Source organism: Arcticibacter pallidicorallinus (genome assembly GCF_003002875.1).
In the GTDB taxonomy this organism is placed as follows: domain Bacteria; phylum Bacteroidota; class Bacteroidia; order Sphingobacteriales; family Sphingobacteriaceae; genus Arcticibacter; species Arcticibacter pallidicorallinus.
On sequence record NZ_PVTH01000012.1, the window covers coordinates 70,082 to 93,548 of the forward strand.

Consider the following 23,467-nt stretch of genomic DNA (forward strand, 5'->3'; position numbering starts at 1 on the left):
CAATGGCTATCTTTCTGCGCCCTCTGCAATAGAAACACCGCTGGACTCATCAAGCGAAGCAAGTGTTATGTTTTTTGCTGCTATATACTCATTTAAGGTTTTAATGATTGTGTACTTAAAATTATAAGGAAACTTACAAACCTTTTTATCCAGGGGCTTTTTATAGGTATCCGTTATAGTATATACGGAATCAATGAGCAAAAATTCCTCATTATAATAGCCGATGCTGTTCTCCATCGCGGCACCATGCGTACAACCGTTGTTCAGGAAATTATTCTGCCTTTGAAACGCAAATAACCTACCATCTGCATCGAAATAGCTTTTGTAAGCGATAAACCACTCACTGGTGGCATTATACGGCATTTCAGATATAAACAACACTCTTCCCGTAGTATCCCGAAGCAGATTATACGTCGTCTCAATATTTCTTGGATATCCCCTGTCCTTTACTACCTGAAGCTCACGTTTCCCTTTAACCTTTACCAGTACCTGAAGCGTACTGTCAGACATCATATTGTCTATATCTCTTTTCAGCGTCACAAGCTCTTTAAGAGTTGCATCCTCCTCCTTATTCTGTGAAGAACTCGAGCAGGACGTGTACAGAAGCGCAAGCATGGCCAGGCCTATTAAATAGTGTTTCATCTCGAACATGCGTTTAAGAGCTCAAGTTACCGCTTTCTCCCGTACTTATCAAAGTATAAATTGTTGAAAATTATATCTAACTTGGCAATGAATAATACAACATATATTGACTTTCCAGGATTTTAATTTCGAAGAGCAGCTACTTGATGGCATTCTAAGCATGGGTTATAAAGAACCCACTCCCATTCAGCAGCAAACAATACCCTTAATTCTTCAAGGGAAAGACCTGATTGCCTGCGCCCAGACAGGTACCGGAAAAACCGCATCGTATTTGCTCCCTGTTTTAAACAGCATATCTAAAACTGATAAAAAACATACCCATACGCTCATCCTTGCACCAACACGTGAGCTGGCCCAACAGATTGACCAGCAGGTTGAAGGACTCGGATATTTCACAGGCATCAGCTCCGTAGCAGTCTATGGCGGAGGCGACGGCATCGTGTACGGCCAGCAGCAGCGCGCCTTAAAAGACGGTGTGGATATCGTCATTGCCACACCGGGCAGGTTGATTGCCCATCTCAATTCCGGAACGTTTAAGGCAGAACATCTGGAATGTCTGATCCTCGACGAAGCAGACCGGATGATGGATATGGGCTTTCTGGATGATATCATGCGCATCATCAGCTTTCTCCCAAAAAATAGACAGACGGTCATGTTCTCCGCGACCATGCCGCCGAAGATCAGAAAGCTCGCCACATCTATTCTCAACAAACCTGAACAAGTGACAATGGCTGTTTCACAGCCGGCAGCTGGCATCGACCAACAGATTTATAAGGTTGCCGATAGCCAGAAGATCCCATTGATCACCTTGCTGCTTCAGAAAAATGAATACCAGAGCGTAATCATTTTCGCATCTACCAAAGATAAAGTAAAAGCACTTTACAAATCCTTAAAGGCTATACATATACAGGCAAAGCCATTTCATTCAGACCTTGATCAGTCAGAACGTGAAGAAATCATGCTGTCTTTCAGAAACAGAAAGTTAAGGGTACTGATTGGAACAGACGTCATTTCCCGGGGAATTGATGTTGAAGGCATCAGCCTTGTTTTAAACTTTGACGTCCCGGGTGATGCCGAAGACTATATTCACCGCGTAGGAAGAACTGCACGCGCTGAGACTACCGGAACTGCCATCACGTTTGTGAACGAGAAAGATGTGCGTAAGCTCAGCAATATCGAAGCACTGATCGGCAGGCCGATTCCTCATACACCTCTCCCTCCCGAAATTGGCGAAGAACCTGTTTTTAAGGCCGCTAGCCCGGGACTCAAAACCAAGAAAAAGAAAAAATTCGTTAAGCGTCCGAAGGAAAGTTCCGCCTAATCTCTCCGTTGAGTCTTCTCGCTGAACTGATGCACGTTTACGATGGGTTCAGACTTAATTAAAATATTCACGTACGTTAAATTTAAAAAGCATGAGTATCATTAAAGAATTCAAGGAATTTGCAGTTAGAGGTAATGTCATCGACCTCGCAGTCGGTGTTATTATCGGAGCTGCCTTTGGAAAAATCGTCACTTCTTTAGTTGACGATATTATCATGCCTCCTATAGGATATCTGACAGGGGGCATTGATTTTGCTGACAAGGTGTTAGTTCTCAAAGAAGGAGATGCGGCGAATAAAATTGCGGAGGTGTCTGTTAAGTATGGCCAGTTCTTAAACACCCTGATCCAGTTCCTTATTGTGGCATTTTGTATCTTCCTCATTGTTAAGGCCATCAACTCCATGAAAAGAAAAGAGGAGGTTGCTCCAAGCATCCCTACTCCTCCAAGTAAAGAGGAAGTACTTCTTACTCAAATACGCGATATACTGAGAGAAAAAAAAGACTGAGTGCGCTACTAGTAAGCGAACACCCAGTTTAGTTTCTTTTGCAGGCCAGGCGCAGACGCCGGCCTGTACCTTTTTGAATGCTTCCTGATGGAAGACACCTCAGAAGCGGGACGAGCAAGCAGACTGTCCACCACAACTTTATTAAGCTTCTCCATTTTGGGTTTCGCAAAATTCGGAGACACCTTGACCGAGCCCACTGCCGCAATCGTCTCCGGAACCGTCTTATCAGCTTTTCCGGAAGCGTTTAATTGTAAGGAAATCAGCAAAAATAGTATAGTAAAAAGTCTATTCATATCATTTTTTGTGGCGGCAAAGGTAATCAGAAAGAACCATGAAAACCTCCACAGAAATGTAAGATTATCCTGTGAGCTAAACTCTGGAATGAGAGCTGAGCTTGCATTTTTGGTGTTTACCGAATATAAGATAGAGACCGATCGCGAGAAGGATAGCAGGGAATACCAATTTCCCGGTAAACAGATGAGGATCGATCTCGCCAGCCAGAAATGCCAGACCAGTCGCGATAAACAAGTATGCGCCAGCCTTTCTGAAGTTATGCTTGACGCCACTGATAACACCTATCACGATCAGGATCATCGGCCAGCTCATGAGCCACCCAGGAACAATATCGACTGCCCCTAACGTATGCATTAAGAGAATTATGCCGAATAAAATAAACAAAATGCCGGCTATCATACCCGTCCCTAGTTTTTGATTTTCCATTTGAATGCGTTTTAATAACTATTTATTATTCAAAGGTAAATCCCATCCAACGCCTACCCAATAACCTTTAGGCAAGACCATTAAAATTCTCGGTAAACAGCCGGAACAGACAGGTGAAAACAGACGAGATAAAAAAAAAGCGAAATCCGTTCAGACTTCGCTCTCTTTTTTTCATATACCGCTTTAGCTTAACAACTTGGCCTCAGACGAAATCGCCGTATTTAGCAGTTTGCTGATGGGACAATTCTCTTCTGCATCCTTAACAGCAGCTTGAAACTCCTCAGCTGAAATATCCGGAACTGAACCTTCAACAATCAAGTGAGATTTAGTCACCGCGCCGTTTTCAAAAGTTATATCACAACGGGTACTCAGTTGCTCTGCAGTAAAACCTTTTTCATTTAGAACAAAGCTTAGCTTCATCGTAAAACATCCCGCATGAGCTGCAGCTATCAGTTCTTCAGGGTTCGTTCCTATTCCATCCTCGAAGCGGGAATGGAATGAATACTGTGTATTATCCAATACAGTACTTTGAGTCGTCAAATTACCATTTCCATCTTTGCCGGATCCATTCCAGACAGCAGTTGCATTTCTTATCATAATATCTTGGTTATATTATAGTGTTAACGGTTATGGTCAAGCTTGGTTTGACTTAAAACATCCTGTTTTGTACGAATATATAGATTCAACCCCTTTAAAAACCAAATAAACGATGATATAACAGTTGACAAAGTGTTAATATGAGCATTATTTCTAGCTCTGAGATTAAAAATTTTGCAATCGGCATCGATTTACATTATACAATTGATAAAAATTCAAAAGATCGATTAAAATATTTGCAAGAAATCAGCCTTGACATTATCTTTGTATCAAGCAAAAGGAAATAAATGCTTAAACACTGTAGAGTGGTGAAACGGGATGAACTCCTGAAGGTTCGACTCCTTCTCTAACAGCTCCTTTCAATAATTTAGGTTTATAATTGGTTAGTTTGAGCTCTCGCCCATCGAGAGCTTATTTTTTTGTCCCTTATTTTAAAGCCTTACCATTGTTTCTGTCTTACCAATGAAGCTAAAGCCCAGATATCCCCTTATCGAAAGTTTTCCATCCTGGGATAAGGAAAGTTTGCAGTCATAGGTTTTACCCGAACGCGGATCGTAGATTTTACCTCCTGTCCACACCCCGTTATTATAGCTAAAGTTCCTTAAAATTTCCAGTCCTTCCAGCTCCCTGTCCCGTTTTTCAGGCTCCGGATTCTTCTCATCCTTCCGAACTTTTCCGTCTTTGTCATACGGGTCCTTCAGCCAGTAAAGCTTTCCAAAAAAGTGTTGCCCCTTTTTGTAGATCATGACTTTCGCCTCTCCTTTGTGATCTCCCCACTTACCCACGATACCATTCTCATCACCCGCGAAAATAAATCCGGGCAACTGCAATAGCATCAACAAAATCAAAAATCTCTTCATAGCTAGTACTCTTTTTTCTAAATACACACTTTGATGACATTTGTTTAATTATAGCCGACAATTCCTTAACTCGGGATAGTGTCTGGCTCAACGATAAAGAACTTTCGAAATCTTTACTTGAACATCTCCTTAAACACTAGCGTTTTACCAAAGGCTCGATCAGCTCAATCGACCCGTCGTTATCATGCTTTAGCTCAGCCACCTTAATATTTCGCAGATAGGTCTTATCCGATAATTGAGTGTCGTGATAGAAAACGTACCACTTCCCCTTAACTTCAACAATCGAGTGATGACTGGTCCAGCCGTGTACCGGATTCATAAAAGCGCCCTGGTATGTAAAGGGACCAAGAGGGCTGTCTCCAACTGCATAGGCCAAAAAATGGGTATTGCCGGTAGAATAGCTGAAATAATATTTACCATTATATTTATGTACCCAGGCAGCCTCAAAAAAGCGCTCGTTATGATCTTTTGTTAAAAATGGCTTTCCATTCTTATCGAGAATTTGCACGTCCCGCACCGCACCGTCAAAGCTTAGCATATCAGAGCTCATTTTTGCAACTTTCGGAGCAAGAGCGGGCGCATTATCGTCGGGCAAGTCAGTTTCTGATCCTTTCGGATCGAACTTTCCACCTACCCACTTCTGCAGCTGGCCACCCCATATTCCACCAAAGTACATATATGAAGCACCATCGTCATCGGTAAAAACCGCCGGATCTATACTGAAGCTCCCCTCAATAGGCTTTGGTTCTGCCTTGAACGGACCCGAAGGCGACTTTGAAGTTGCTACACCCATTCGGAAGATACCTTCCGGATCCTTGGCCGGAAAGAACAGGTAGTACGTACCATTTTTATACGCAGCATCAGGTGCCCAAAGCTGTCTTTTTGCCCAGGGAACATCCTCCAGCGACAAGCCTACGCCGTGATCAGTTACTTTGCCGCCAATACTGTCCATGGAAAAAACATGATAGTCACGCATATCAAAATGATCTCCACCCACTGATTGCGGTGTACCTAAATCCACGTCATGTGAAGGATAAATATAGATCCTGCCATCAAACACGTGAGCTGATGGATCGGCGGTATACATATGACTGACAAGAGGCTGTGAAAGATACCTGCTGGTATCCACACTACTTACTTCTTGCTTACCGGCATTTTTCCCACCACCGTTCTGGCATCCAGCAGCGACCAGCACATTCATTCCCAGAGCCAAAGCCAATTGCATTTTTGTATTCATATCCTCAACGTTATCATTAAACTATTCAATAAAAGCCTCTTCTGGCTGGAAGAGACTTCTATTATCACTTACTCCGATTATGTTCCACATAGCTTTTCGGATAACAACAAGCCACGTGGAACATAATCGATAATTAGATGCCCGGTACGAAATGGAAATGCTGGCTTTCGTAAAACTCAAGTGTTTCTTTAGGCGGTGTTACTCCCTGCGGGAAGGGCAAACCAGAGCGGGATTGAAAGTAAGCCAGACAAGCGTCATGCCACCACCAGGCCTCCTTTTTTTGGATCGCTAACAGCATTCTCACCTGATCAAAACGTTCCTGGTCCACGTAGGGAGCCAGTTTATTCCAACCAGCGATCAAAGGGTCCATCGATTCAGCACCTTGCTGATAGCGCTGAGACAAAGCTTCCCAAAGCGATTCGCCAGTCTTCATCCGGTGAGACCAGGGTAACCGGTGAAACCACAAAAGATACTCGGGAGGGCAGGTCTTCAGATCTCCATAGAACTTCCTGACCTGGGGACTGTATTGAGAAAGTGCATTGCTGCCGCTGGCAGTACGATCGAAGCCAATAGCCACACTATCCGCTTTATGGTAGTAGAACGAAGTCCAGTCCATCCGTGGCTTATCTTTAATCCATGGACCAGGGCCGTAATGATGATCCCAACCCATGATATGGTGTAACCCAAGAGGCGTCATATAGTTTACCAGGTTCTCCCTCGATTTCATCATCATACCCCGTAACGAAACCTTAAACTCCGGAACGTTCGAGAAGGTCATCCCTGTCCATTCATCGGCAATATTCTCAGAACTGAGCTGGTGATTCCAGGCCAGCCGCCCAAAAGCATACCAGTTAGACTGTCCGAACAGATGTCCCGTCCAGTTCAGATCATCCCCGATATTGGCTACACCTGCAATACCCGATAAAGCGTGTTTGTCTAAACTTCCATCGACTACACGCGCAACAGTTGAGCCTTTACCTTTAACATACGTATCCGCATCAAGGACTTCCTTATATAACGGAGCCTGATACACCAGGTGCGTAGCTTGTCCCAAATATTCCTGCGTGATTTGGAACTCCATCATCAGCGGAGTTTTTGGCATAGCTCCAAAAAGCGGAGAGAAAGGTTCCCTTGGCTGGAAATCGATAGGTCCGTTCTTCACCTGTACCAACACGTTTTTCCTGAACTGCCCGTCCAGCGGTTTGAACTCATTATAAGCCTGCTTGAAACGATCCTCATCTACCTCATGACTGTAAACAAAAGCACGCCACATGACAATACCGTTGTGAGGTGCAAGGGCATCCGCCAGCAGATTCGCCCCTTCTGCATGAGAACGACCATAGTTTTGCGGTCCCGGTTGACCCTCCGAATTGGCCTTTACCAAAAAGCCCCCGAAATCTGGAATATGTCTGTAGATTTCATCAGCCTTATCCTTCCACCACTTTTTGACGCTCTCATCAAGCGGATCCGCAGTTTTCAACTTGCCGATCTCGATTGGAGAACTGAAGCGCGCTGTAAGATATACCTTGATTCCATAAGGTCTGAGCACATTTGCGATAGCAGCTACCTTAGGCAGAAACTCCTCAGTCAGAATCAGAGAATTTGCATTAACATTAGTCAATACAGTACCGTTTATACCGATAGAAGCGTTAGCCCGCGCATAATCAATGTAACGTTGCTGAAGATATCCGGGCAGAAGATGCCAGTTCCAAAGCGAAAATCCAGCATAGCCACGTTCAACAGTACGGTCGAGATTATCCCAATGATTAAGCACACGATGCTTAAGCAATGGCTTTTCAACGATACTCAGCTTGACAACAGGTTGCTGCGTCTGAACGAGCCTGAGCAGATGAAAGGAGCCGTATAAAACGCCTACATCCGTATTGGCTGCGATAACGGTAATTTGCTTACCATTATGCACCATGGAAGACAGCATATAACCCTCATCCCCTAATCCGGCCAGCGACTGCAGCTTCAGGCCTCTGATCAGGGAGGAAGAGGCAGGCGTTCCGGCGACAACTGAGCCCGCTTCGATGCTGGCAGTTGATGATAAGCCCAGCGTTCTTCCCAGCAAACCCGACAAGCCCTTGCCCAGTTCATCAGATGCTGCTTTCAATGTTGGGGATATCGTATCGATACGTATACCGCTCAAGCTCTTAAGATACTGCGTTCTTAAAGCTTCATCATTAATCTGATCATACCGCATCCACAAGCGATACCCACTTTCTGCAAAGCTGTGGCCGACACTCATAAAAAAGATGATCAACGCAAATATTAGTTTCTTCATAAAGGTTAAAATTGGTTTATACCCCTCCTTTAAGGGAAGAGCTTCTTACTATTAATTCTGATTTAAGTACAAGAGTTTCAGGTTCCGATGGGTTAGAAGCATTGAGCTGATTAATAAGCCTTCTCGCCACCACCTCTCCCATTTCCTGTCCGGGATAGTTTACCGTAGACAACGCAGGTTCAGTAATACGTGAAGTAGCGTCATTATTAAAACCGACAATGGCGATATCTTCGGGAATCCTCAATCCTGCCTGTTTTAAGGTCTTCAGACCTATCGCCGCGCAGAAATCATTCGAAACGAAGAGCCCGTCGGGTAGAACCTCCATTTTTAAGATCCTGTTCATTACTTTCATCGTTGAAATTTCCGTCAGGTCAGTTTCAAAAACAAGCGATTCGTCGAAAGAGAGACCCTTGTCTTTCAATGCTTGCTGATAACCGTCCCTCCTTTCCGAATAGACGTCACGTATTGTATTACCCGTTATATGTGCAATGCGGGTACATCCCTGCTCTGCCAAATGAAAAGCAGCCTCATATCCTGCTCTGAAATTATCAATAACCACTTTGGTATACTCATTTCCGGCAATGCCCCGGTCCGCAAACAGCAAAGGTATATGGTGTTTAAAAAAGGGCTGAAAATGATCAAGACTAGTGGTGTTTGCCGCAAGCGCTACGATAAGACCATCTACACGGTTGTGCATCATTGTTTCCGCATATTCTGCCTCCTTTTCCTGTAATTCAAGCGACTGGCTGATCAACATATTATAACCGGATCCGTTCAGTTCTTTTTCGATGCCGGCGAGCATCGCTGAGATGAAATAACTATTCAAACGCGGAACAATGACACCGATGGTATTCGTTTTTCTACTGCGGAGATTTCTTGCGAATGTATTGAAGCGATACCCCATTTCGTTCGCAGTATCAAAGATTTTTTTCTTCGTCACTGCATTTACAGCAGCATGGTTCTGTAACCCCCGGCTTATAGTCGAAGGAGACAAACTAAGTTTTTCAGCAATATCGTAAATGGTAATTATTTTCTCCTGGCTCATAAGCTGGTTAAGCGAACTGTTGCAAATTAATAAAAAAACCCAATATGCAATCGGTTGCAGTTAGATTGTTACTTGTTGACATTTTGGTTGCGCCAGCGTTTAAATCATCCGGCTATCAAACCCATAAAAGCGCCACATAAGTCCGACTTACAGTTAAAAAAGTCGGACTTATGTGGCGCTTTTATGGGTCGCAATAGGGGCTTACAGCGAGGACGGTTTAGGAATGGGCAAAGCTGCTATGAACAGGCTGAGTAAATAAATGCAGTTCCAAACCTGCCATACAAGCAAACAACAATAGCGCGAGGACGCACATCCTCTAACTAAGTCGGCTAAAATATCCTTGTTTCCGTGGATTGCAGCAGTTACACCTGGTTGGTAACTTTGACTAAAACACAGACCCTATGAAACCTATAAAGACAATTTATGCTCTGTTTTTGGTTGCAGCACTTTCTGCATGCTCCAAAGACGGGGGTGACAGCGGCCGTGCAGGCAGCCTCAGCGGGAATATTATCCATGAGTACACCACGGAAGTTAAAAAAATCAATCTTAACGATTGGAGCGAGAGTACTTTCTTTACGTATAGCGCTTATTCCACCGTCGACTGGGACGTTAGTAAAGATGGCAAATTGAGGCTGGTCAGCGAGCGCCCCGCAGGAGTGTATGACAAGAACAAATTTATTTTGGTCAATGTTGCGGATGGAACGATTATAAAAGAGTTTATGTACGACCCGTTGATAGGAAACAACACGAATAACAGCGGAGAGATATCGTTTGATAACTCCTTGATCGTGATCAATCCGGATTATGACAATGGGATCGTGATCATCGATATGGATGGCCAGGTTAAGCACCGTCTCGATAAAATTAACGGTAAAAAATTAGGCCTGAACGATCGGGCGCGTTGGCTACCTGACAACAGTCTGCTTGTATCCTTTGACGGTAAATACCTTCTTAGGGCTGAGGCGCCCTACACTAATCTGACACTCGTAAAGGAAATGAACTACGAGCAGTGGGGAGCGGTGAGGGTAAGCCGGGATGGACAAAAGGTTTCGATGTATATCGGTAATCACATCTATCTGATGAACATCGATGGAAGCAATCTGACACAGGTGACGGAAAGTGAGAGCGCGGAAAACTTTGGAGAGTTCTCACCTGACGGAAAACATCTGTTGGTCGGTTGCGACTACATACACGCCCCCGTATCAGGGCGGTCAAACTGGAAGCTGAAGGTCATTCCGGCAGATGGCAAGATATATAATCTGGATAACAGCAATGAAGTGATCCCGATCGTTCCCGGTCAGAGCAGCGAACGAACAAAAGCAAGCGGGAACTCCATGTGGCGACCATAAGACCATGACATAAGGAAGGGACTTTGGATTTTTTGCTTATTTTGGTTAACCGAAAAACGAATAATTGCTGATTGCTCAAGAAAATGAGGCGATACCTATGCTTAGCATTTCTATTTTTAAATATTAAAGGCGGGTTTGCTCAACTTATCGATAAGGCCACCATTCAGTTTTCAGACAGTCTGTTCCGGCAGGCAGCGAGATCACCAAATGACAGCGTAAAGATAGAACGGCTGCTTAGTCTGAGCTTTTTCTGGTGCGATCGCGATACTGCCAGGGCGTTTGAATTGATACGAAAAGCAGGAAACGTTATGGGCGCCAGACCACGCGATTATCACCAGGGTTTGTTGCATCACTTCACCGCGAACGTCGTGTATACTCACGATATTGAACGGGCGAAACGTTTATATATGCAGGCCGACCTGCGCCTCTCGGGCAGCCGGTTCAAAAGAGCTTACTATTACCGGGCAAAGGCATGGAATAACTACGGAACTTTACTCCAGATACAGGACAGCGCCAGCCGATATATGGACATCTTGATCGAAAAAGCCATACCTTACTCCCGCCAGGCGGGGGATAGTATCGCTGTAGGCGTGAACCTCCAGAATATTGGCATGCTCTTAGGAAACGTCCACGATTACCAAAAGGCTGAGAATTATTACAAGCAAGCACAGCGAACATTACTGCATTTTAATGATGTTCAGGAAGATAAGCTCACGCTGTTTGTCAATGCGTCGAAGAACGCGCTTTTGGCAGGCGCGCATTCCAGGGCTCGGACTTATCTGGATAGCGCCCGGCATCAGTTTAACCAAATTCCACATTCGAACTACGCGCCTCATTACTACCGAACCGAGGGTGTTTATTATCGTCACAAAAACAATAAGTCCGAAGCGCTGGCTAACTTATTTAGAGGCCTTGACGCAGCGGAGAGACTCTCTGATGAGTACCTCCTGAAAGATATTAACTTTGAGATCTACGCCACGTACCGGGATTTCGGAGAATTTGCTCTTGCGAAAAAATATCTTTTGACCTCGAGCCGGTATGAGCCGAACAAAAATCTTCATAACCGTTTATTGCTTGCTAGAGAGATGGCGAACACGGAATATCGGCTGGGTAACTACAAGAGGGCATATGAACAGATGCAGACCTACGCTCTCGGCAAGGATTCTCTTCAGGAAGAGAATATGGCGCTAAAAATCCTTGAGCTGGAGAAAAAATACAGGACAATAGAAAAGGAGAACCAAATTTTAAAGCTTGAGGATATGAACCAAAAGCAGGCACTTTCTATGGATAAAAACAAGCGCTGGACGATATTGCTTACCTCCGGACTGCTCCTTGCACTCATAACAGCCGGCTTTTCCTGGAAGCTCGCGCATAATAACCGTCAGGCCCTCCTTCAGAAAGATTTATTGCACAGAGAAGAAGTTATCAACCTCAAGCAGCAGGAAAAGCTACATCAATACAGCTCTGTACTTCAGGCACAGGAAGAAGAGCGGAACCGGATTTCGCGTGATTTACATGATGGTCTGGGGGGATTGCTTGCGGGTGTAAAATTAAGACTGTCATCAATTGTCAGTCGGGAGAAAAACCGAACAGGAGTGGAACATCCGGATATAGATTATGTGATCAGGGATCTGGATCAATCGGTAGATGAACTGCGGAGAATTGCTAGAAATATGATGCCTGAGTCGCTTTTATCAATTGGCCTCAAGCCAGCGTTGGCCGACCTTTGCAAGTATATGCAGACTTCCGGAAAAGACATTCAGTTTCAAGCCTTTAATCTACAAACCTCCTACAGTCAGCCTGTTTTGATTGGCGTGTATCGTATCGCTCAGGAGCTGCTGAACAATGCCGTCAGGCATGCAAGCGCCCGTCAGATTATCGTCCAATGCAGTGAAAATGAAGGCCACCTCTTCCTAACGGTGGAGGATGACGGTTGTGGTTTTGACCCGACAGACATGGCGAAGAAGGGTATGGGACTGAGCAACATCCAGAACCGGGTGGCTTTGCTGCAGGGCAAGGTTGAAATTGACAGCAAACCGGGACGGCCGACAGCGGTTAACATTCAAATACCCCTAAGCAATGCATAAAGAATCGCTTAAGATCATTATTATAGACGACCATCCTGTGGTACTTCAGGGGTTTTCTTATATGCTAGCAAATATTGCGGGCATGGAGCTGGTGGGTGAGTTTGCTGACGCAGATACGGGACTGGCTTTCCTCAGGACTGAGCACGTGGACATAGTATTACTAGACATAAATTTGCCAGGAAAGAATGGGATCGATGCCTGCGAGGAGATACAGGCGATAAATCCGATGTGCAAGGTCATTGCCATTAGCAATCTAAACGAATACAGTATTATTCAGCGGATGCTTCGGGCAGGAGCTTCAGGATATCTTTTGAAAAATGCTTCCTCGGACGAGGTTCTGGATGCAATACATCAGGTAGCTTGCGGGGGTAACGCTCTTAGCCTGAATGTGCAGACGATAATCGATTCTGCACATTCAGGCGATTTGCCGGTCATCACGCGGCGAGAGAAAGAGGTACTCCAGCTTCTTTCGCAGGGACTGAGTTCCGGTGAGATAGGTGAACGTATTTTCATCAGTCCGCTCACTGTTGAAAGCCACAGGAGGAATCTGCTGCAGAAATTCAAGGTTGTGAATGTTGCTGCGCTCATCCATAAAGCGATGGAGATGAAATATATTTAGCGAAGGTCGCTAATCGGGTCTTAGCGCCCGTCGCCGTCAAGCAAGTTGCCCAACCCACCGAGAATACTTCCCTCCTCCTTACGACCGGAATTGGCGAACTGCATGATGCGGCCTGCCAATCTGCTGATCGGAATGGTCTGGATCCATACCTTTCCGGGGCCTCTCAGGGTAGCAAAGAACACTCCTTCTCCACCGAAGAGGGTGTTCTTGATCCCGCCTACGAACTGAATATCGTAGTTTACGCCAGACGTAAAGCCGACAAGGCAACCGGTATCCACCTTTAAAAGCTCTCCGGGCTGAAGGTTTCGCTCCAGAACATGTCCACCCGCATGCATGAAGGCCATTCCATCCCCTTCGATCTTTTGCATGATAAAGCCCTCTCCTCCGAAAAGACCTGTACCTAATTTTCTCTGGAACTCAATACCCACGCTGACGCCCTTAGCGGCACACAGGAAGGCATCCTTCTGGCAGATGATACGGCCACCAAGCTGATAAAGATCGAGAGGAATGATCTTGCCCGGATAGGGAGAAGCGAAACTAACCCTTTTCTTTCCGTGGGCGGCATTGGTAAATGCTGTCATGAAGAGATTTTCTCCGGTAAGGAGACGCTTTCCCGCGCTGAAGAGCTTACCCATGAGCCCACCCGACTGCTGACTCCCGTCGCCGAAGATGGTCTGCATCTGGATACCATCGTCCATCATCATAAAGGCTCCCGGTTCTGCGACAGCAGTTTCATTCGGATCGAGTTCTACTTCGACATATTGCATTTCTTCACCATAAATACGGTAGTCTATTTCGTGATTTCTAATCATCTTGAATTTGTTTAATCAGGGATTAAAATACGAATATTCTGTATCAGATGGAAAATTCAGAACCGTTTGAAATCGAATGTGAGTGCTTGCTCCGAATAGCGAAATGACCATCCGCCGCCAATCTCTTGGGCTTCTGTCTTTTTGTTAAGTGGTGTTTGCCATGTGATAAATCTATAGCTATCAAACAGGGGGGTATAATCAGAGTGAGTACTAAAAATACGCTTATAATCAGGGAGTAGCAACAAATTTATTACCCGAATAGATTAAATTAGAGCAGGATTAACACTATGAATATGAGTGACGATAACCTGATAAGCAAAATGACCGAACAAAGCCGGGAAAACCTGAAAAGGCTGCACGACATCGTACAAAAGACGATGGAAGAGGAGCAGCTCATTGTCAATAACCTCTTGAATCCGCCACAGGAAGTACTGTCGAGGGGACAGCAGATATCCGATAAGGTTGCACGGTTTGGTGGAAGCTGGAAGTTCATCATCCTGTTCTCGCTGATAATGATGGTCTGGATCGTTTACAATATGATGGCTCCACGGGGTGCCGATTTTGATCCTTACCCCTTCATTCTCATGAATCTGATACTTTCTTCCATTGCCGCTCTGCAGGCACCCATTATTATGATGAGCCAGAACAGGCAGGAAGAAAAAGACCGTATGCGCAGTGAGAACGACTATTTGATCAACCTCAAAGCAGAGCTGGAGATTAGGAGCCTGCATCAGAAACTGGATCTGATGGTGGAAGATCAGATCAGGCAACTCTATGAATCCCAGGTCACGGGGGTGAATCTGATCAGAGAGCTTTATGAAAAAGTAGAGAAACTGCAGTCGAAATAACGAAGGATGAGGTATAAAGAAGACATCTGGCTGTTGAGACTGATACAAGAAAGGCTGCGGCATCCCTGATCGCAGCCTTTCTCCATTTAAATTTTCCCTGATGTCTGGTAATTCCGATCCGGTATCGGGGATCATCAGGACCTTTCCGCTGCTCCCCTAAATGAAGGATGAAACGGACTGCGGGCCTATTTCTGAGCGGTAGCCTCCGGAAGGAGGATGAACTCCATATAATTTTGCTGAGTCAGATAGGATCTTGCGGCCTTCCTGATATCACCAGATTTAAGACTCTCTAACAGCTTCTCGTATTTGGAAAACTCATTCAGATCTTCGTTCAACTGATACCGTCCGTTCAGATAAGAAAGCCAGAAACTGTTCGTTTTTAAACCAAGCTCCCTTGATCGCTTTGATTCTGAGATCAGTTTTTCCAGATCTTCTTTCTTTGCACCGTTCTGCTGTAGCTTCTCTATCTCATCAAGCGTTGCTGCGATCAGCTTATCGACGTTTGCAGGAGCACATCCGAAGGATACGCTTATGGTGTACTTAGATGGAATCTTGCTATACCCCACAGACGCATTTGGTGTGTAAACACCACCTTCATCTTCACGAAGGCGCTCTGTAAGACGGATGTTCAGGATCTCCTTAAGAGCGTCCATGGCTATATTTGCCTTTTCATTGTATTTATAGTCTCCGCTAAATATTAATTGTACAGTTGCTTTATCCTCTGAACCCTTCTCAACAACCTTGCGGAGCTTTCCGCCAGGGATTCTGATCCCCAGATCGCGCCAGTTTTCCTTACGGTTGATGGATGGAAGAGAACCCAGGTACTTTTCCAGTAAAGGCACAATGGTGTCAACCTGAAAGCTGCCTACGAAGAAGAAAGTAAAATCAGATGCATCGGCAAAGCGATCTTTATAGATCTCCATCGCATCATTCAGCGAGATCTGATTAGCCTTCGCCATGCTTGGACCGGTACGACGTAGATGGTAATTACCCACCACGGCAGATACCGTATCGCTAAACACATTTGCGGGACTATTTCCACGGTTAGAAAGCGTGCTTTTGTAGTTCGCGATCAGGCCGTTGAAAATATCTTTATCCGCACGCGGCTCGGTGAAGAACAGGTTAACCAGCTGCATAGCAGTTTCCAGGTCGGCCGGCGACGCAGATCCATTCACCCCTTCATACCTTTCAGAAATGTAAGGAGAAATGCTGACCATCTTGCCTGATAATACTTTAGGAAGTTCTTTAGCATTAAACTGTCCCAAACCACTGCTGGCAATCACGGGCGCTGCATTGACTGCCGACTGGTATTTCTCGTCGCCGTACAACGAATTACCCCCCGGACTGAATGAGCTGAAGCGAATCTCATCATTCTTGAAATCTGTAGGCTTTAAAACAACTTTAATTCCATTGCTTAACGTGACCTCTTTCGCTCCCACAAACTTCAAATCTTTGATAGAAGTAACTTTTCCGGCAACCGGAACTTTAGACATCAAAGGCTTATCTGATACGGCATCATCATAAGCCAGCATCGCTGTTGATCTAATGCTATCGATCCAGGATAAAACGTCTGCTGCCGATGGCAGGCTATCTTTCTGGCTTTCAGGTGCCATGATCAGGATGTCGCGATTCACATCCGTAAAATATTTGGATGTCAGGACATTCACTTCATCAAGACGGATGCCCGGAAGCACGTTCTTGTAAAAGTTATATTCATATTCCTTACCCGGACTCACCTGCTCTTTCAGGAAAAGAGCCAGGTATTCCTTCACGTAAGCACTTGAATTGGTCTTTTCTCTTTCCTTGTAAGAAGACTCCTGGTACATCAGGATCGCTTTAACCATACGGTCTAATTCGGTCTGGGTAAAGCCAAATTTCTTGATACGTTCTGTTTCTGACCATACTGCTTTGAAGCCACGCTCCAGTTCACCAGGCTTAACAGCGGCAACTACAGAAGCAACTTCCAGCCCCGCCATAAAGTCTCCGATGCTGGCTGACCCCTGCAGGAAAGGAGGGTCTGCCTGCTTGCGCAGCTCAGAAATTCTGGCTGCAACCAGATTGTTAAACAGGACTTTCTTAAGCGCTTCCCTGAAATCGGTCGTCGTTTTCATTTCCGGAGCCCTATGTTTCATCAGCACCTGAATAAGGGTGGATGTATTTTCCTTGTCTGTTACTTTAAGAAACTGGCTTTCTCCCTTCAAAGGAATAGAATAGTATACTCTTTCCGGTGCATTCTTCGGCATCTTCAGGTCAGAAAACTTATCTATGATCAGCTTTTCCATTGCCTCAACGTCAAAGTCACCCACTGCGATCAGCGCCTGCAGATCCGGGCGGTACCATTTGGAATAGAACTCACGAATAGTTTCGTGACTGAAGTTCTTCAACACCTCATCTTTGCCGATAGGCAAACGGTCTGCATACCGGGAGTGATTGAAAAGAACCGGCAGGTATTTGTTCTGCATCCTTTCTGATGCCCCTTTACCCATACGCTTCTCTTCCACAATGACGCCTCTTTCCTTGTCTATCTCAGAACCTTCAAGAAGAATGTCTTGTGACCAGTCCCTCAATATCTGCATCCCGTTCTTCACAATGTCGGGGTTATCCGTAGGTAGTGGCAACTGATATACCGTTTCGTCAAAGCTGGTATAGGCATTCAGGTCAGCACCAAAACGCACACCGCTCTTTTGCAGGTAGCTGATCAGGTCATTCTTCGGATAGTTTTTTGTTCCGTTGAAAGCCATATGCTCCAGGAAGTGGGCAAGGCCCAGTTCCTTTTCGGTTTCCAGTATAGAACCGGCCTTCATAGCCAGGTAAAAGGTAGCGCGCTTCTCCGGCTTTACATTCTTGCGGATAAAATAGCGGAAGCCATTTTTTAATATTCCCGTTTTAACGGCAGCATCCAGGGGAAGGTCCTCCGGCTGATCAAACCTGAACTGATTAGCCGATGGCTCTGCGGGCGACGCAGTTCCTTGAGCAGCGACCGGCAGCACAAAGAACAACCCCAATGCGGATGTATATAAAATATGTTTAATGAACATTTTAGTGGTTTTATTTTCCTTTTCTTCTTATTAAAATAGTGGCACCGACGATGCCGATCAGTGCCGGTATAATGGCGAAGAAGATGAGCTTCAGCAGGTTGATCTGCGCTCTTGATACCGTTATTTTCTTATCTATCGCATCTTCTTTATTCACACTGAACGGGTACTCCCTGTTGCTGAACCATTTGAACATGCGGAGCACAAAAGAAGCGTTCATATTATTCAGGTTGAATCGGCTTAACTCTGCATTACTCATAAAGTCGGCGTCGCTGGTGACCAGGATCCTCTGCTCCTTGTTGTTCAGTTTCCGGTTTAATGCCACAGCCAAAGGGTAGACACCTCTTTTCTCAGCATTCGGATCAAACACTATCTTTTGGGTAGCCAGGTCGAAGTTGCCATACTTATTCCAGGTTTTGTTCCCGCTGCTTACCAGCAAAGGAATGATCTGAAAATCGCCTGTAACCTTGAGGTTCATACCGGTGGCACCTGGAAAGGTCACGACTGCCTTATCGTAGAAGGTAAGACCAAAGGCCTGTGCCTGTGCCGTAAACACTCCCTGGATGAGGTTGAGTTCATGATTCTCGCTTTCCTGCAACAATGTTCCATCAGTGAACTCAATACCCAGATTTTTAAGGACTGGATTTAGGAAAGCCTGTCTTCCCGGCTCACCTGCGATGATCAGGTTTCCGCCTGCCTGAATATATTTCTCAATTTTAAGGAGCTCCTCTGTGCTGTATGCTCCTTTTGGATCGGCAATGATCAGCACGGCCAAATCTGTAGGCACATTAGCTACAGCTGGCAGGGATATATCAACGATTTCAAAGCCATTATTGATGAGCGATCCCCTCACTCCTAGTCCCTTGGTTATTGCTTTATATGATTTATCATCCACCTTCTCCGTACTGCGTTCATCATGACCGCTTACTACACCTACGCGTGCAGGGCCCTGAAGCAAACGCTTTAAGGCAGCACTGATTTCTGCTTCTTTAGGATAGACAATCATATCATCAAACATCCTTAGAGGTGTTTGCTTCCCATCGTAATTCACCATTCTTACAAACTGGTTGTCTTCTGATGAAAGGTCTATCATCTTTCGGATCTGAGTTGGTTTCAGCAACTTCTCAAAATTAAAGCCATGTGCCTCAGATGCCTTTTTTGCTTTTTCCCTGAGAGCCGCCGGGGTGTCCTTCTGATACGATACCGTATCATAGTAATAGACATACTCCATTTTAAGCCCTGGCAGAAAACGCTGATAGTTTTCAAACCGTTGCATATCGGCGATCCGGTTCTTCGGTGCTCCAAGTGGAGCCTTGTAATCGATAACATTCACGTAAGTTGTGATGCTCAAGGGCTTGTCGATCTTTTTCAGTAGCTCCTGACTGTTGCTGGAAATGGTCAGATCATTGATCCGGGTAGTATCATAGTAACTGATGAATACCGGTAAAGAAGAAATATATCCGGCAACTATCACAGCGATAACCAGTCCGCTAAATCTCAGGGTCTTGGACAAACCACTGCGATGAACCCTTCCGTTGTTCAATTTCATCATGGTCAGCAGGAGGAACAGCGCGATGATCAGTAAGAAATACAGGATATCTCTGCTGGTGATCATTCCGTTAATGATCGTTTCCGTTCTGCCTGCACTGGAGATCCAGTAGGTTATATCGCGCAGCACATCCTGACCCTGCCCTACTTCGCCAATGAAGTTAAATCCGGCCAGTACTGCCAGGGTACTGATCGCTGCCACTACCTGGTAGGAAGTCAGGCTCGACATATAGATACCGATAGCTGAATAGGAACATACCAGGAGGTAAAGACCGAGGATTCCGCCCAGGACAAATGTAACGTCAATATTCTCAATGGATACAGAGGCTGCAAGCATATAGCAAAGCATGATGGCCACCAGAGAGAGGGAATAGAGCATCATGGCCAGGAACTTTCCCAGCACGATCTCGCGTATTTTCACTGGTGATGAGAGCAGCAGCTTGATTGATCCGCTACTCGTTTCCCGACTGAACAGTCCCATCGTCAACAGGGGAATATAGAGGTATAGAGAGTCCTGAACCGCTTTAAACATTCCGGTATCTCCTGCGAAAAGCACCCTTGTCAAGACGTTTAAGGGGCGCTCCAGCTGTTGCTGCGTTTCCTGACTGTATAGCATGTCGGTGAAAGCAAAACCGCTCTGTATGGTAAATATCATTAACACCAACCATGCGATTGGCGAGTAAAACAATAGTCGTAGCTCTAAAAGGGCTATCCTGAATATTCTTTGCATGTGTTTTCTTTATATTAGAGAGTCGGCGTTTGCTTCTTCGATAGCTGTGCAAAAATGCCGTCAAGTGAACTTTTTTCCAGATAGATCTCAGTAAGCGGCCATCCTTTTGCTACGCATGTCTGAATGATTGATTTGGTGATCTCCGGTCCGCTACTGAAGTGTATTCTGATCTTGGTGTCGGTAATAAACTCAACTTCGCTCACACCGGTGATCTCATAGAGTGTTTCTACCGGAGGCTTAGCCTCCATCTCGACGATCAAAGTATTAGGCTCGACATAGTTATTGAAAGCATGCATCGTGTCAGCAAAAACAATGTTTCCATGCTCGATCATAATGATATTATCGCAAGTTGCCTGAACCTCAGAAAGGATGTGCGTGGAGAGGATAACGGAACGGTCCTGAGCGATCTCTTTGATCAGCTTTCGTACTTCCAGGATCTGGTTAGGGTCAAGTCCGTTGGTAGGCTCATCCAATACAACCAGCTTAGGATTGTGGATGATCGCCTGTGCCAGGCCTACCCTTTGCTGATAGCCTCCAGACAGGTTACTCAAAACCCTTTTGCTGAAGTGAGTAATGCCGCATTTTGCCTTAGCAAGCTCCAGAGCATCCTTAATCTCACTTTTAGGAATAGAGCGCATGTGAGCACAATGTGTCAGGTATTCATCAACTGTCAGTTCCAGGTGCAGAGGAGCTTTCTGAGGAAGAAAGCCGATCAGCTTCTTCGCCTCAACAGGATTCTCGCGTACGTTGATTCCGTCGATAAAAACTTCACCTTCTGTTTGGTTAATTACCCCACAAAGGATATTCATGGTAGTTGACTTTCCAGCTCCATTAGAACCCAACAGGCCAAGGATACCTTTTTCAGTGATATCGAAACTTATATTTTTAACAGCCCAGTCTTTAGTATAGCGGTGAGACAGATTTTTAATCTGTGCGATGATCTTCGTCATTGTTAAATTATTTTCTTTTTCTTCTAATTAATGTAATACTGCCGGCAAGCGCCAATGCGATTGGCAGGACTCCTAGCAAGAGCATTTTCATCCAGTTGATCTCGCTTCTGGAGACGGTGATCTTGTTATCGATAGGATCAGGACGGGATGTATTGATTGGGTATTCGCCATTGCTGAACCATTTAAATACCTGCACGGCAAACTCGAAATTGGCAATCCTGATGTTAGACCTGGAAAGCTCTGCGTTGCTCATAAAGTCTGCATCGCCTGTGATAAGGACCTTCTGCTCTTTATTCGGAAACTTCTTACTCAAGGCTACAGCTACTACAGCCGGCACCTTTTTATCCGTCTGCCGGTTGAAGGTAATCTTATCGGTTTCTAAATTAAACGTGCCGTATTTGATCCATGGATCTGGCTTATTTGCAACCAATACGGGAACAGCCTTATAGTCGCTTGAACCTCCATAGTTGACAGCCACAGCTCCCGGTGTGGTCACGATCCAGCTTTCAGGCAGAGAAAGGCCATAGGTGGAGGCTTCTTTCGTTGTATGTGTCTGGATAAGGTCAAGCTCATACTTATCTGACTTCTGAAGAAGGGTGCCTTCATTCAGAGAGACACCAAACTGTTTTAGGAATGGATTCAGCAATCCTTGTTTTCCTGGCTCTCCGGCAATCAGGATATTGCCACCGGCGGCGATATAAGCATTGATCTTGGCCAGCTGTTCAGGCGTATAAGCCGTGATCGGGTCGGCGATAACCAGTACGGAAAGGCTGTCGGGGATAGCCTTATATTGATCGATAGCGATGTCCAGAACGTCGAACCCATGATTGATCAAGGCAGTTCTTGAACTTACCGAAGTGGTGATGTTCTGATAAGCCTTATCGCCGGTTTTAACGATGTTACGTTCGTCATTACCAGATAAGACCCCCACTATAGCAGGCTTGCCAATTAGCCGCTTCAAAGCAGCAGATACCTCCGCTTCCTGAGGGTAAGCGATCATATCAGCGAACATTCTCAGGAACGTGGTTTTGCCCTTATATTCCATCGTTCTCACGAAGCGGTTCTCTTCAGGTACCAGGTCGATGCGGTTCTTGATCTCAGCCGGACTGAGTACGTCTTCAAACTCGTAACCAAAAGCTGTAGCAGCACGCTCAGCTCTTTCCTCCAGGGTTTTATCCTTCGGGTTCCTGGTCATGGTGGAGTCGTAGTAAGGAACGTAGTTGATCTTCAGATCAGGCAGGTAACGTAGATACTGATCAAACTGGCGAAGTTCAAAGATCCTGAATTTAGGCGCACCGAGATGGGCGTTTATATTCAGGAGGTTTACATAGCTGGTAAGCGTAACCGGGCCATCCAGTTGTTTGATGATGGCCTGACTTTCGGCAGTCAGTGTCCGGTTCTTGAATCGCGTGGTATCAAAATATCGGGTGAAGGACGGCAGAGAGCTTAAATATCCGATGGCAAGTACAGCGATTACCAAAAGGCTGTAACGCATTACCTTTTGAGAAGCAGAAATAATTTCCCTGCCTGAATTCAACCTCATAATGGTTAACAGCAGGAACAGACCTATTACAAGCAAGAAGTAGATAACGTCTTTACTGCTGATCAGTCCGTTAACAAAATTGTCAGCTCTTCCATCAATGGAGATCCAGTACGTAATGTCTCTTACAAAATCGATGGTCTGCCCGATGTTACCAACAAATTTCAGGGCCGCGAAAATAGCCAGGGTGCTGATAGCAGCTACTACCTGATACGATGTAAGGCTAGACATGAACAAGCCGATTGCGGCATACGCGCATATCAGCATATACAGGCCGAGTATTCCTCCGGCAACAAAGCCGAAGTCGAGGTTCTCTATAGAAACCGCGCCCGCCAGCATGATGCATAGGAGTACGGAAACCAGGAGGAAACCATAGAGCATCATGGCGAAGAACTTACCGAGAATGATCTCTGCAATGGTTACCGGGGATGATAACAATAATTTGATGGAACCGCTGCTTATTTCACGGCTCATCAATCCCATAGTCAGCAAGGGAATATACAGGAACAGCTTTCCCTGTACAGCAGAGAAAAAGCCTTTTCCTCCACCGAATATATCGGCAGTGAGGCTCTTTATAGTACTTCCTAACTGCTGACTGGTTTCTTTAGTGTACAGGAGATCGGTAAAGGACAGGCCGCACTGAACAATAAAGATGATCAGTACGATCCAGGCGATCGGGGAGTAGAATAATAAGCTAAGTTCGAGCTTAGCTATTTTGAAAATTTTCTTCATGGA

Annotated in this window: 19 protein-coding genes; 6 read left to right on the forward strand and 13 right to left on the reverse strand. The window is 45.4% G+C overall.

Annotated features, from left to right (window positions below; genetic code table 11):
- Nucleotides 1-6 precede the first annotated feature (6 nt).
- The gene (locus B0I27_RS15715) at nt 7-642 is read right to left on the reverse strand and encodes a hypothetical protein (protein ID WP_146133145.1); all 636 of its coding nucleotides are present in this window, start codon (nt 640-642) and stop codon (nt 7-9) included.
- A gap of 106 nt (nt 643-748) precedes the next feature.
- Here B0I27_RS15715 and B0I27_RS15720 point away from each other — a divergent pair, with 106 nt between their 5' ends.
- On the forward strand, nt 749-1,963 hold the full coding sequence (locus B0I27_RS15720; RefSeq protein ID WP_245925530.1) for a DEAD/DEAH box helicase: 1,215 nt from the start codon (nt 749-751) through the stop codon (nt 1,961-1,963).
- A gap of 91 nt (nt 1,964-2,054) precedes the next feature.
- Nucleotides 2,055-2,468, forward strand: a complete 414-nt coding sequence (mscL, locus tag B0I27_RS15725; RefSeq protein ID WP_106295099.1) for a large-conductance mechanosensitive channel protein MscL — start codon at nt 2,055-2,057, stop codon at nt 2,466-2,468.
- Between the two features lie 8 nt (nt 2,469-2,476).
- On the opposite strand, the gene B0I27_RS15730 is transcribed toward mscL, so the two are convergent.
- The 7 genes from B0I27_RS15730 to B0I27_RS15760 all read right to left on the reverse strand — a co-directional run bounded on the left by B0I27_RS15730 (nt 2,477) and on the right by B0I27_RS15760 (nt 9,214).
- Nucleotides 2,477-2,761: a hypothetical protein gene (locus tag B0I27_RS15730; RefSeq protein WP_106295101.1), complete on the reverse strand. Its 285-nt coding sequence runs from the start codon at nt 2,759-2,761 to the stop codon at nt 2,477-2,479.
- A gap of 76 nt (nt 2,762-2,837) precedes the next feature.
- Nucleotides 2,838-3,188 carry a LiaF transmembrane domain-containing protein gene (locus tag B0I27_RS15735; RefSeq protein WP_106295103.1) on the reverse strand — a complete coding sequence of 117 codons (351 nt, stop codon included), beginning with the start codon at nt 3,186-3,188 and terminating at the stop codon, nt 2,838-2,840.
- 183 nt (nt 3,189-3,371) lie between these two features.
- Nucleotides 3,372-3,785, reverse strand: a complete 414-nt coding sequence (locus B0I27_RS15740; protein WP_106295105.1) for an OsmC family protein — start codon at nt 3,783-3,785, stop codon at nt 3,372-3,374.
- A gap of 431 nt (nt 3,786-4,216) precedes the next feature.
- Nucleotides 4,217-4,645 carry a DUF2147 domain-containing protein gene (locus tag B0I27_RS15745; protein WP_106295107.1) on the reverse strand — a complete coding sequence of 143 codons (429 nt, stop codon included), beginning with the start codon at nt 4,643-4,645 and terminating at the stop codon, nt 4,217-4,219.
- 136 nt (nt 4,646-4,781) lie between these two features.
- Nucleotides 4,782-5,882, reverse strand: a complete 1,101-nt coding sequence (locus B0I27_RS15750) for a glycoside hydrolase family 43 protein (RefSeq protein WP_106295109.1) — start codon at nt 5,880-5,882, stop codon at nt 4,782-4,784.
- A gap of 133 nt (nt 5,883-6,015) precedes the next feature.
- On the reverse strand, nt 6,016-8,169 hold the full coding sequence (locus B0I27_RS15755; protein ID WP_106295111.1) for an alpha-glucuronidase family glycosyl hydrolase: 2,154 nt from the start codon (nt 8,167-8,169) through the stop codon (nt 6,016-6,018).
- 16 nt (nt 8,170-8,185) lie between these two features.
- Nucleotides 8,186-9,214 carry a LacI family DNA-binding transcriptional regulator gene (locus tag B0I27_RS15760; protein ID WP_106295113.1) on the reverse strand — a complete coding sequence of 343 codons (1,029 nt, stop codon included), beginning with the start codon at nt 9,212-9,214 and terminating at the stop codon, nt 8,186-8,188.
- 401 nt (nt 9,215-9,615) lie between these two features.
- Here B0I27_RS15760 and B0I27_RS15765 point away from each other — a divergent pair, with 401 nt between their 5' ends.
- The 3 genes from B0I27_RS15765 to B0I27_RS15775 all read left to right on the forward strand — a co-directional run bounded on the left by B0I27_RS15765 (nt 9,616) and on the right by B0I27_RS15775 (nt 13,269).
- Nucleotides 9,616-10,563 (forward strand): TolB family protein, encoded by a 948-nt coding sequence (locus B0I27_RS15765; protein WP_106295115.1) that lies wholly within the window; start codon nt 9,616-9,618, stop codon nt 10,561-10,563.
- 83 nt (nt 10,564-10,646) lie between these two features.
- Complete coding sequence (locus B0I27_RS15770; protein WP_106295117.1) at nt 10,647-12,650, forward strand: sensor histidine kinase; 2,004 nt, start codon at nt 10,647-10,649, stop codon at nt 12,648-12,650.
- Nucleotides 12,643-13,269, forward strand: coding sequence for a response regulator transcription factor (locus B0I27_RS15775; protein WP_106295119.1), 627 nt, complete (start codon nt 12,643-12,645; stop codon nt 13,267-13,269). Before B0I27_RS15770 ends, B0I27_RS15775 begins: the two co-directional genes overlap by 8 nt.
- Before the next feature lie 20 nt (nt 13,270-13,289).
- Here B0I27_RS15775 and B0I27_RS15780 read toward each other — a convergent pair whose 3' ends face one another.
- Nucleotides 13,290-14,081 carry a TIGR00266 family protein gene (locus tag B0I27_RS15780; protein ID WP_106295121.1) on the reverse strand — a complete coding sequence of 264 codons (792 nt, stop codon included), beginning with the start codon at nt 14,079-14,081 and terminating at the stop codon, nt 13,290-13,292.
- Nucleotides 14,082-14,374: 293 nt separating this feature from the next.
- On the opposite strand from B0I27_RS15780, the gene B0I27_RS15785 reads away from it, so the two are divergent.
- Nucleotides 14,375-14,929 (forward strand): DUF1003 domain-containing protein, encoded by a 555-nt coding sequence (locus B0I27_RS15785; RefSeq protein ID WP_106295153.1) that lies wholly within the window; start codon nt 14,375-14,377, stop codon nt 14,927-14,929.
- A 185-nt stretch (nt 14,930-15,114) separates the two neighbouring features.
- Here B0I27_RS15785 and B0I27_RS15790 read toward each other — a convergent pair whose 3' ends face one another.
- The 4 genes from B0I27_RS15790 to B0I27_RS15805 are packed head-to-tail and all read right to left on the reverse strand — an operon-like array spanning nt 15,115 to nt 23,464.
- Nucleotides 15,115-17,967 carry a M16 family metallopeptidase gene (locus B0I27_RS15790; protein WP_106295123.1) on the reverse strand — a complete coding sequence of 951 codons (2,853 nt, stop codon included), beginning with the start codon at nt 17,965-17,967 and terminating at the stop codon, nt 15,115-15,117.
- Nucleotides 17,968-17,977: 10 nt separating this feature from the next.
- Nucleotides 17,978-20,242, reverse strand: coding sequence for a Gldg family protein (locus B0I27_RS15795; protein WP_106295125.1), 2,265 nt, complete (start codon nt 20,240-20,242; stop codon nt 17,978-17,980).
- 14 nt (nt 20,243-20,256) lie between these two features.
- Complete coding sequence (locus tag B0I27_RS15800; protein ID WP_106295127.1) at nt 20,257-21,192, reverse strand: ABC transporter ATP-binding protein; 936 nt, start codon at nt 21,190-21,192, stop codon at nt 20,257-20,259.
- A gap of 7 nt (nt 21,193-21,199) precedes the next feature.
- Nucleotides 21,200-23,464 carry a Gldg family protein gene (locus B0I27_RS15805; RefSeq protein ID WP_106295129.1) on the reverse strand — a complete coding sequence of 755 codons (2,265 nt, stop codon included), beginning with the start codon at nt 23,462-23,464 and terminating at the stop codon, nt 21,200-21,202.
- Between the last annotated feature and the right edge of the window lie 3 nt (nt 23,465-23,467).